3 protein-coding genes are annotated in these 3,747 nt (G+C 70.3%); 1 reads left to right on the top strand and 2 read right to left on the bottom strand.

Annotation, left to right across the window (positions count from 1 at the left end; genetic code table 11):
- On the bottom strand, positions 1-1,899 hold a 1,899-nt coding region (locus AC1DVT_RS18610; RefSeq protein ID WP_477390701.1), incomplete at its 3' end, for a DNA gyrase/topoisomerase IV subunit A.
- 84 nt (positions 1,900-1,983) lie between these two features.
- On the opposite strand from AC1DVT_RS18610, the gene AC1DVT_RS18605 reads away from it, so the two are divergent.
- Positions 1,984-3,111 (top strand): alkaline phosphatase family protein, encoded by a 1,128-nt coding sequence (locus tag AC1DVT_RS18605; RefSeq protein WP_477390699.1) that lies wholly within the window; start codon positions 1,984-1,986, stop codon positions 3,109-3,111.
- On the opposite strand, the gene sepH is transcribed toward AC1DVT_RS18605, so the two are convergent.
- The coding region (sepH, locus tag AC1DVT_RS18600; RefSeq protein WP_477390697.1) for a septation protein SepH at positions 3,108-3,747 on the bottom strand (640 nt) is incomplete at its 5' end. The genes AC1DVT_RS18605 and sepH overlap by 4 nt on opposite strands.

The following is a 3,747-nucleotide window of genomic DNA, read 5'->3' as shown; positions in this document are numbered from 1 at the left end:
GCGCTTGACCACGCCGTCGCGGGTGCCGAGGGCGACCGGCGCGTCGTCGAACCGGATGATGCCGATCACACGCTCGTTCTTGTCCTGGATCCCGAGGTAGTCGCGCAGCACGACACCGGCACCGAGCTGCACCGACGCGGGGGGCACCGACGGGAGGTCGACAGGGGTGAACCGGAGCACTCRCCCCGCGGTGGTGACGGCGCCGAGATCGCCTCGGGTCGTCGAGGAGGCCGTGGCCAGGATCGCATCGTGCTTGCTGCGACGCGTCGCCGCGCTGAGCTCCTGCCCCTCGGTGAGGTCGACCCGCACCGCGCGGCCCGTGGTCGACAGCACCACGACGGTGGGGGAGTCCGCGATCTGCAGATCGGGGACGGGCGCACCACGGGTCGGGCGGGGTGCTGCGGGCTTGGCGTTCGTCAGCATCGTGCGCCGGGGCGTGCCGTGCGCGTCGGCGGCCGCTTCGAGCTCGCGGGCGACCTGCGCGCGGATGAGCGCTTCGCTGCCGAGCAGGGTCTGCAGCTCGGCGATCTCCGCCTTGAGCGCGTCGCGCTCGGTCTCGAGCTCGATGCGCGAGAACTTCGTCAGCCGCCGCAGGCGCAGCTCGAGGATGTACTCCGCCTGGACCTCGCTGAGGTCGAAGACCTCACGCAGGCGGGTGCGCGCCTGCTCGCTGTCGTCCGAGGTGCGGATGACCTGGATGACCTCGTCGATGTCGAGGATCGCGATGAGCAGGCCCTCGACGAGATGCAGCCGCTCTTCGCGCCGCGCGAGCCGGTAGCGGCTGCGCCGGGTGACCACCTGGATGCGGTGATCGAGGTAGACCCGCAGCAGCTCCTTGAGCCCCAGCGTCTGCGGCTGGCCTTCGACGAGTGCGACGTTGTTGATGCTGAACGAGTCCTCGAGGGGCGTCAGCCGATACAGCTGGTCGAGCACGGCCTGCGGGTCGAAGCCCGTCTTGATGCCGATGACCAGTCGCAGACCGTGATTGCGGTCGGTGAGATCGGTGACGTCGGCGATGCCGGTGAGGCGTTTGGCCTGTACCGCGTCCTTGATCTTCTCGATGATGCGCTCGGGGCCGACCTGATACGGCAGCTCGGTGACGACGAGGCCGGTGCGTCGGGGTCCGAGCGACTCGATCGCCACCTTGCCGCGCACCTTGAAGGCCCCGCGACCGCGGGTGTAGGCATCCTTCACGCCCTCGAGGCCCAGCACGATCCCGCCGGACGGGAAGTCCGGACCCGGCACGAACTCCATCAGGTCGTCGACGGTCGCATCCGGGTTCTCGAGCAGATGGATCGCCGCCGCGACGACCTCGATGAGGTTGTGCGGGGCCATGTTCGTCGCCATGCCGACCGCGATGCCGGTGGCGCCGTTGACGAGCAGGTTCGGGTAGGCCGCGGGCAGCACGGCGGGCTGCTGGAACTGGCCGTCGTAGTTGGGGATGAAGTCGACGACATCTTCGTCGAGGTTCTCGGTGAGGGCGAGCGCCGCGGGCGCGAGCCGGGCCTCGGTGTACCGCGGCGCGGCCGGGCCGTCGTCGAGCGAGCCGAAGTTGCCGTGACCGTCCACCAGCGGCACGCGCAGCGAGAACGGCTGGGCCAAGCGCACCAGGGCGTCGTAGATCGGCGCGTCGCCGTGCGGGTGCAGCTTTCCCATGACCTCGCCGACGACGCGCGCGCTCTTCACGTGCCCGCGGTCGGGACGAAGGCCCATATCGGCCATCTGGTACAGGATGCGTCGCTGCACCGGCTTCAGCCCGTCACGAGCGTCCGGAAGCGCCCGGGAGTAGATCACCGAGTAGGCGTACTCGAGGAACGACCCCTGCATCTCGGTCGAGACGTCGACGTCTTCGATGCGCTCTTCGATGGGGGGAGTGGAGTCGGTGCGGGATGCGGGCATGGCAGTCGGGCCTCGGGTGACGACAGGCCGGCGTCGGAGATTCAGCCGGCGGGGGCCTCCCGCAGGTGTGCGAGACTGGCCCGGATGTCCCTCAGCCTACCCGCGGAGCCGTCCAGGGCCCGGAGCCTCACCCGTGTCGTCCCCGAGCTGATCGCGGCGCTCAACGGGCGTTCGGAGTGGTTCGCGCCGGCCACCAGCGCCGTGCTGTTCGTGGTCGACGGACTCGGCGCCCGCAACCTCGCCGCCCGCGCCGGACACGGCCGCTTCCTCGCCGCAGCGGGATCGAAGAAGGACACCGTACGCACGGTCTTCCCGTCCACGACGGCCGCCGCGCTGACGTCGCTGCTCACCGGGACCGACCCGGGCGTGCATGGCATCGTCGGCTATCGGGTGCGCATTCCCGGCACCGACTCCGCGCCGAACCAGCTGAAGGGCTGGGAGACCGACGGGCTCGACCCGCACGCATGGCAGCGCGCCCAGCCGCTCCTGGAGCGTGAGTCGCTCACCGGTCGGCCGTGCTTCGTCGTGTCCCGACGGGAGTATGTCGGCTCCGGGTTCACCGAGGCGACCCTCCGCGGGGCCACCCTCGTGTCCGCCGACACCATCGCCGAGCGTGCTGAGCTCGCCGCCGACATCGCGGCGCGGCATCCGGGCGCTCTCGTGTATCTGTACGCGCCTGAGCTGGACACGGCGGCGCATCGATACGGCTGGGAGTCCGATGAGTGGGCCTCAGCGCTGGAGACGGTGGATGCCGCGGCCCGCTCGCTCTCTCAGGCTCTCGGACCGCGCATCGGGGCGGTCGTCACGGCCGACCACGGCATGGTCGACGTGCCACGCGTGAAGCACCTCCTGCTGAGCGACGGGGATGGGCTCACCGACGACGTGCGCATCTTCGGCGGGGAGCCGCGGATGCTGCACATCTACGCCGAGCCCGGCCGCGAGGGCGAGGTGCTCGAGGCGTGGCGCGCATCCGAATCCCATCGCTCCTGGGTGGTCTCACGCGACGAGGCGATCGCGGCGAATCTCTTCGGTGCGGTGGATGCGGGGATTCGCGAGCGCATCGGCGATGTCATCGTGGCTGCTCGGGCCGGCGTCGCCTACTACGACGATCGGCTCGCCGACAAGGCCGCGCAGCGGATGATCGGCCAGCACGGTTCGCTCACGGACGAGGAGCGAACGGTGCCGCTCCTCCGCCTGGGCGCGTTCGCCTAATCGTCGCCGCGGGCTCCGAAGACGATCTCATCCCACGAGGGCATCGACGTGCGCCCCTTGCGACGACCGGCGACCTCTGCGACAGCAGGCTGCTCCATGCCGTAGTCGGCCTCGACCTCGAGTTCCCTGGACTGCTCGTCGTAGCCCGGTTCGAGGGCGTCGAAGAGCGCCACCGGAGTCTGCCCGCGCGGCTGTGTCAGCTCTTCGACTCCGGGGAGCGGTTCACGCTGCCCGCGGCGGCGGCGCAGGGCCTCGAGGAGGTCTGCGGTCTCCGGGGAGGTGAAGTTCGGCTCGTCCGCGCGCTTGATCGCCGCCTGCTGCACAGCCTGCGTCGTCGGAGCGGGCATGTCGGGACGCTCGAGATCCGCTTCGGGGTCGGGCAGCCGGCGTGGGCCGAACGCGCCGCTGTCGAAGCGGGACTCGTCCTTCTGGGCCGTGACGTCGAGAGCTCGAAGACGAGGGATGAGCCCGTCCGGGAGGGAACCCTGCCGGGAGAGCTGAATCGCGTCGGCGTTGAGTGGCGAGAGCGTCGACCGCCGAGGCTCGAATCCCCAGCGCGCATCGTGATCGATCTCGTTGGCGGTGAACTCGAGTTTGACGATCCAGCCGGTGGACTCTTTCCAGCTCGTCCAGCGC

The organism is Microbacterium sp. P2_F9, from assembly GCF_056403635.1.
This window is presented reverse-complemented; position numbering and strand designations above follow the sequence as displayed.

What these genes read in the sequence shown, in the direction of transcription:
- AC1DVT_RS18605 (WP_477390699.1), top strand. Translation starts at nt 1,984, where the DNA reads ATGTCCCTCAGCCTACCCGCGGAGCCGTCCAGGGCCCGGAGCCTCACC.